The following is a 6,597-nucleotide window of genomic DNA, read 5'->3' on the forward strand; positions in this document are numbered from 1 at the left end:
CGCTTGAATATGCAACCCGATCCGTCAAGGATCACAACGTGAACAGGGCTAACTTATAGACGCGGACAAAACGGGGAGCACGTCAGCGGGAGGAGATTTCCAGAGGGCTGAGTACCTTCTGTTCGCTGCGTTCGATTGCTCGCCGGTTGGGTCGCTCGCCATCCACGATCAGTCGTGAAGTCCGGCGCAATGGTGGTCCGGATAGGTATCGGGCCGCACGGTCCGATCAGGCTGCCTGGCGGCGGCCCTGCGCCCTAAACTCTGCAAGCTGGCTTGCCGCCCGTTTCTGAGCCGGACAGTATCGGCCAAGCTGCAGCGGAAATGGTCGCCCGAGCAAATTGCCGGCTGGCTCAGGCGCACCTACCCAGGGGAGCCGCATAATCACGTGTCACATGAGACAATCTATCGAAGCCTGTTCATCCAGGCGCGTGGGGTGCTGAAAAAGGAACTGCTTGAGCATCTTAGGGCCAAAGCGCACCATTCGTCGCTCCAAACACGCCAGCCTGAAGCGGAACGGGCTCGGCCAGATCAAGGATGCGGTCTCTATCAGCGAAAGGCCTGCATCCGTTGAAGATCGTGCCGTCCCCGGCCATTGGGAGGGTGACCTGATCGGTGGATCTAGGAACAGCTATGTTGCGACGCTGGTCGAGCGTCACTCGCGCTATGTGATGCTGGTCAAGGTCGCCAACAAGGATACCGAAAGCGTCGTCTCGGCACTGATCAAACAGGCACGGAAACTCCCCGGCGAACTGTACCAGTCGTTGACCTGGGACCGAGGCAAAGAGCTCGCCGATCACCAGCGCCTGACCTTGGCCTCCGACGTCGAGGTCTACTTCTGTGATCCGCGGTCGCCGTGGCAGCGCGGCTCCAACGAAAACACCAACCGATTACTGCGCCAATATCTGCCGCGCGGAACCGATCTGTCCCTGCACAGCCAGACTAAGCTCAGCGCGATCGCACGGCAGCTCAATGAGAGGCCGCGAAAGACCTTGCTTTATCAAACCCCAGCTGAAAAGTTCGCGGAGTGTGTTGCAGGGATCAGTTGAACCCACCCCGCTAAGCGGGGAGAATTTCTGCGACAGCATTTGCTGAAACCCTACTTTACAACAGTGTGGCGCTTCCGGCCGAGCGAAAGCCGGATCGGGAGGTCTTGGGACGATATCATTGTATCAATCTCGACGACGTTGCCGTTGATCCGCACACCTCGTCCCGAGATCGCCCTTCGCGCTTCCCCTTTGGAGGAGGTCAATCCGGCGCGTACCAGCAAATCCACAAGGGCTACTCCGGCCAAGCCCTCGGCGTCATTTAGATGAAGCGTCGGTAGCCCCTCTGCGGCTTCGCCCTGCCCAAATGCTTGGCTAGCCGTGGCCTCCGCCTGTTTGGCGGCGTTAGTTCCATGTGCCAGGGCCGTAGCTTCGTTGGCCAGACGTTCTTTGACGGCGTTTAGCTCGGTTCCTTCAGCCTGTCCAAATCGCTCGATCTCGTCCATCGGCAGATCGGTGAAAAGCTTCAGGAACCGAACGACATCAGCGTCTTCCGTGTTACGCCAGAATTGCCAGTAATCGTATGGCGAAAGGCGATCTTCGTTGAGCCACACAGCTCCGGCAGCCGTCTTACCCATCTTGACACCTGAAGAAGTCGTCAGAAGCGGCGTAGTCACTCCGAAGACTTCCTTTCCATCCGTCCGCCGTATCAAGTCGATGCCATTGATGATGTTCCCCCACTGGTCGGCTCCACCCATCTGCAAACGGCAACCGGTCCGGCGGGATAGCTCAAGGAAGTCGAACGCTTGGAGGATCATGTAGTTGAATTCTAAGAAGCTCAGATTCTCCTGCTTTTCCAGCCGCGACTTCACACTGTCGAAAGAGAGCATCCGATTGACGGAGAAATGCCTGCCGACGTCTCTCAGCATGTCGATCCAACGAATGCTGTCCAGCCAGTCGGCATTGTTCACCATCACGGCATCCATCGGGCCGTCTCCGAAGACAAGGAGACGGTCAAAGACCTTTCTGATCCCTTCAATGTTGGCGGCGATCCGCTCGTCCGTCAGCATCGGCCGCGCCTCCGAACGGAAGCTGGGATCGCCGATGCGGGTGGTCCCACCCCCAATGAGAACGATGGGTTTATGGCCAGTCTGCTGAAGATGACGAAGCGCCATGATCAGAAGAAGATGGCCGACATGAAGACTGTCAGCCGTCGCATCAAAACCAGCGTAAGCGGGTACGACGCCTGCTTCAAAGGCGGCATCGACACCCGGCAGGTCGGTCCCTTGATTTACATAGCCGCGCTCAATGAGCGTCTTCAAAGCGGCCGAACATGGTTCGGAATGACCGGTTGATAAATCGGGAAGTGCCATAGGGAGTCCTCCTGGTATTGCCGCCAGGGGGTCCTCTCAATGAACAAGCCGCCTGACGGCGGCTTGTTTCAAGGCATGATCGAAACGCGCCGCTCCTTATGGAAGCGTCGCATAATAGATTGCAGCGATGGGCGCGGACTTGATCATGTGCCGATGCATAAAGGACTTTATCCGCACCTGCAAGCAATCTGAAATGGCTACTTCGGGGAGCCGCCGAGCCTTTGTCGCGACGATTTTGCAACTGACTTTTGCACCGTCGCAGAACTCAACTTTTGCGACAACATCTCACCAAGGCGTCCGGGCTCTAGAAAAAAGTCCCCCTCCCCTGTTGCGGTCACTATGCATTTTTATATAGTCACCGTAGTCACAATGGTCACGGAGGCCAGAATGCAGTCTGCTCCAAAAGAGGATGCCAACTGGACCGTCGCTCGGGCCAAGGCGCGGCTGTCGGAAGTCATCGAGCGTGCGCAGGCGGCGCCGCAAACGATCACGCGCAACGGTAGGCCAAGCGTCGTTGTCGTCTCCGCCGAGGAATGGCAACGCAAGACGGTGCGCAAGGGTACGCTTGCGGAGTTTCTGCTGGAGTCGCCGCTACGCGGCGCGGAACTCGACCTTGAGCGTCAACGCGATGAACCGCGTGATCTGCCGCTGTGAGGCTACTGCTGGACACGAATGTCCTGTCCGAGGTGACAAGGCCGGCGCCGGACGCACGCGTTCTGGAATGGCTGGACAAGCTCGACGAGGATCGCTCGTTCATCAGCGTGGTGTCGATCGCGGAAATCCGGCGCGGCGTTGCTCTCATGGGCGAGGGTCGGAAGCGTGAGGCGCTGGCCGAATGGCTTGCCCGAGACCTGCCTCAGCGTTTCGAGCAGAGAGTCCTCCCCGTCGACGAGCCGGTTGCTCTGGCCTGGGGCGATCTGATGGGTCTTGCGAAGCGCCGCGGCCGCGGGCTGACGTCAATGGACGGATTGATCGCAGCCACAGCGATTGCCCAGGAGCTCACTCTGGCAACGCGTAATATGAAGGATTTCGAAGGCTTCGGAATAGAGCTCTTCGATCCGTGGACTGCGTGAATCGCCCAGCACCTCATCCCGAATGCTCGAAGCGAATTTCGAAAAAGAAGTGTGGGTTTGCTCTCATACCCTTTGCTGAAATGTTGTGACAGAGCGCATGGAATGCCACGCGCTTCAAATCGGAGTAGCCATCCAGGAAGCCTGAAGCCCTTTGAAGCGCATGTCCGTCAGCTATTCATAGCGTGGATGACTTTGATCGAAACAAACGATTTCATAACTCTTCGGAAATCTTGCATGGACAAAAGCACGTCCGCACCGATCACCCATCCAAGGAGAAAATCTTCCATGCGCCCTGACGTGCAGTGGAGGTCGTGCCGAGAAGTGAGTTGCAACTGGCCGACCATGTCGGCGGTTCGACGCTAGTCGTCCCCAATGTTCCTGAGCTGCGAAGTCTTGCAGGCGAGCCCGCTGCCCAGCGCGATTCTGCTTGTGGGCGGGCTTATTGCCGCAGGCAGATCCGGTCGGCTCGTCTGGGCAGCGGATTGGAGACCCGGCCGGCAGCGCTACCATACAACATCAGCGCACTTTACATCTACGCGGTATTGCCGTGCTTCCAGTCGGTGCCATGTTTGGCCGACGCATGACGCGATGCGGCCTCCTGCACAGCCGAAGGCGTTATCGGATGTGCGACCGGGAAGCAGGTGGACAGTGCAGCACGTGTCACTCGCTGTGCGACGGTCTTTCGGGGAATGAAATCGGGCCAGTTCACGGCGCGGTGATCCAGCCAAGCTCTCGGCGTCATGGAACGGCAGGCGCCACGATCGAAGCATCTCATGTTGATTCAGGCGGACCCTTATGAGGCGTTCTTTGATGCCGGGTATGCCTGACAGGCGGTTGCAGCTGCAAGCGACAACGCGGCCTATTTAGTTGGAAACGGTCTGAGGCAGGCCAATTTGGCTTGTCCGTCACTATGTGGAGAAAGAAATGCTGTGTCTAGGAATTAGCGGCGGACTTGACCAAGTCCATGAAAACCGATTCGAGCTTCGGAACGCCTTTATGCACGATGGCGCCGCGGTGCTCGTCCGAGACGGACGGGTGATAGCAGCCGTCGAAGAGGAACGCCTCAATCGGATGAAACACTCCAACAAGCTCCCAATTCGTTCGATTCAATACTGTCTGTCAGCGGCGGGGGTTCAGCTCAACGACATTGATCGTGTCGCGCTCTACGCCAGCGAGCCCTATGCCAACGCCATGCTTGAAAGTATGTCCGCATCCCACCCGGACATTCTCTCCATTCCGTTGAGTGCTAAAACGTTGGTGCAGGATCTGTTAACGCGTGAGTTCGGCACTAAGTTGGACAGTTCGCGTATTTCATTCGTAAGTCATCATCAGGCGCACGCCGTGAGCGCCTTTGCAATGTCGGGCTTCGAACAAAGTCTCATTCTAGCGATTGATGGCTCTGGTGATTTCCTATCGGGCCTCGTGGCGGTAGGGTCTGGCACAGAAATTACGCAACTCGAGGCTTTCCCCGAGAACAATTCTCTTGGGCTGTTTTATCTCGAGACGATCCGCTATCTCGGCTACGGCTTGTTCGACGAGTATAAGGTAATGGGACTCGCGCCCTACGGCGACCCCGCTCCCTATCGCGAGCTCTTCGAGCAGTTCTACGAGCTCTCCGCCAACGGCGGTGGCTACCGTGTTCACCTCGACCGCATCGGTCCGGCGTTGCTCCGCAATATCGAGGTCAGGCGAAAGGGAATGCCCTTCACCCAGCAGCATCGAGATGTGAGTGCGTCACTGCAGGAAGCGCTTGAGCGGATCGTGTTCCACATTCTCCGGCATCACCGTGAGGCCACCGGCATGAAGCGGTTGTGCCTGGCGGGGGGGGTGGCCCACAACTGCACGATGAACGGTAAGCTGCTGTATTCAGGGCTTTTCGAAGACATCTTCGTGCAACCCGCGTCTCACGACGCTGGCTGCGCATTGGGAGCTGCGCTGATAGTCTCTAACGAGATGGGCCGCCCCGCGCCGTGTGAGCGACTGCAGGAGGTCTATTGGGGTCCTGATCTCGGGAGCGAGCGCGCCGTGCAACAGGAACTGAATGCATGGGCCGGACATCTCGAGGTTGAACGCTCTGATGACGTGGCAAGCAGTGCAGCCGACTGGATCGCCAACGGCGCCGTGATCGGCTGGGTGCAGGGTCGTTCGGAGTTTGGGCCACGTGCGCTGGGCAACCGCAGCATTCTTGCCGACCCTCGGCCCGCCGCAAACAAGGACCGGATCAATGCGATGGTCAAGAAGCGCGAAGGCTATCGGCCCTTCGCGCCATCTGTGCTGGAGGAGGATGCGAGCGAATTTTTCGACCTCCCGGACGGTAGGCACGAATTTCCATTCATGAATTTCGTCGTTCGCGTGCGTGACTCAAAGCGCGCCTTGCTCGGTGCCATCACGCACGTCGACGGTACCGCTCGCCTGCAAACAGTATCGCGCAACGCCAATCCCGCGTACTGGGAGGTCATCAATGCGTTCAAGAAGCGCACAGGCACTCCAATTCTGCTCAATACGTCCTTTAACAACAATGCCGAACCGATCGTGGATTCGGTTGCAGACGCAATTGCCACCTTTCTGACGACAGAGCTGGATGGACTTGTCGTCGGGCCCTTCCTGGTAAAGAAGCGGGCTGCAACGCTGCAGGATTGGACTGCGCTTGCGGTTTCGTTGCCGCCCTATGTGTCCCTCCATCAAACCCGCGCTTACAAAGCGCCAGATCGTCGGGAGACTCACTGCGAGATCAGCACGACCCACTTCAGCAGTGACAGTGTGCGAATTTCGCACGACTTGTTTAATCTGCTGATGCGGATTGAGGGCGAAGCCATGTTGGGAGATCTCCTCAATACAATTGCGCCGGATCAGGCTAAGCGTGACGCTGTGATGGAGGGCCTGCGACGACTGTGGGAGCAGCGCCTCGTTCGGTTGCATCCCTCACAAGCTGCTCGCATGGATCAAGACTGCGATCAAACGCTGGACCAGCATAACAGGCTCTCAGCGTGATAGCGATGCCGCTATCCAAGCTCGGCGAATAAAGGTGTTCATCGACGCCGCCCGCCCCCAAAACCCAGGGACGGGGGGGGCATAAAAAAAAAGGTGGGTAGTCCACATAAATTTTGGCCAGGGTGATTTTAAAAAAATACGCGGCCCCCCAAAAAGATAAAGTTTATAAAGGGGGGG

At 57.8% G+C, this 6,597-nt stretch carries 4 protein-coding genes and 1 pseudogene; 4 read left to right on the plus strand and 1 reads right to left on the minus strand.

The genetic code is table 11. The features are described 5' to 3' along the window. Positions 1-83 precede the first annotated feature (83 nt). Positions 84-1,046: pseudogene (locus tag NKI70_RS33540) on the plus strand (IS30 family transposase); the annotation flags it as partial. Between the two features lie 50 nt (positions 1,047-1,096). Here the strand turns inward: NKI70_RS33540 and tyrS are convergent. After that, complete coding sequence (tyrS, locus tag NKI70_RS33545) at positions 1,097-2,356, minus strand: tyrosine--tRNA ligase (RefSeq protein ID WP_352726392.1); 1,260 nt, start codon at positions 2,354-2,356, stop codon at positions 1,097-1,099. 387 nt (positions 2,357-2,743) lie between these two features. Between tyrS and NKI70_RS33550 the strand changes: the two genes are divergently transcribed. The 3 genes from NKI70_RS33550 to NKI70_RS33560 all read left to right on the plus strand — a co-directional run bounded on the left by NKI70_RS33550 (position 2,744) and on the right by NKI70_RS33560 (position 6,420). Next, positions 2,744-3,010, plus strand: coding sequence for a type II toxin-antitoxin system prevent-host-death family antitoxin (locus NKI70_RS33550; protein ID WP_023679089.1), 267 nt, complete (start codon positions 2,744-2,746; stop codon positions 3,008-3,010). Further along, on the plus strand, positions 3,007-3,429 hold the full coding sequence (locus NKI70_RS33555; RefSeq protein ID WP_352480554.1) for a type II toxin-antitoxin system VapC family toxin: 423 nt from the start codon (positions 3,007-3,009) through the stop codon (positions 3,427-3,429). Before NKI70_RS33550 ends, NKI70_RS33555 begins: the two co-directional genes overlap by 4 nt. Positions 3,430-4,353: 924 nt before the next feature. Beyond that, positions 4,354-6,420: a carbamoyltransferase family protein gene (locus NKI70_RS33560; protein ID WP_352726394.1), complete on the plus strand. Its 2,067-nt coding sequence runs from the start codon at positions 4,354-4,356 to the stop codon at positions 6,418-6,420. The last annotated feature ends 177 nt before the right edge of the window (positions 6,421-6,597 follow it).

It is taken from the genome of Mesorhizobium sp. M0500 (assembly GCF_040321165.1).
GTDB lineage: Bacteria > Pseudomonadota > Alphaproteobacteria > Rhizobiales > Rhizobiaceae > Mesorhizobium.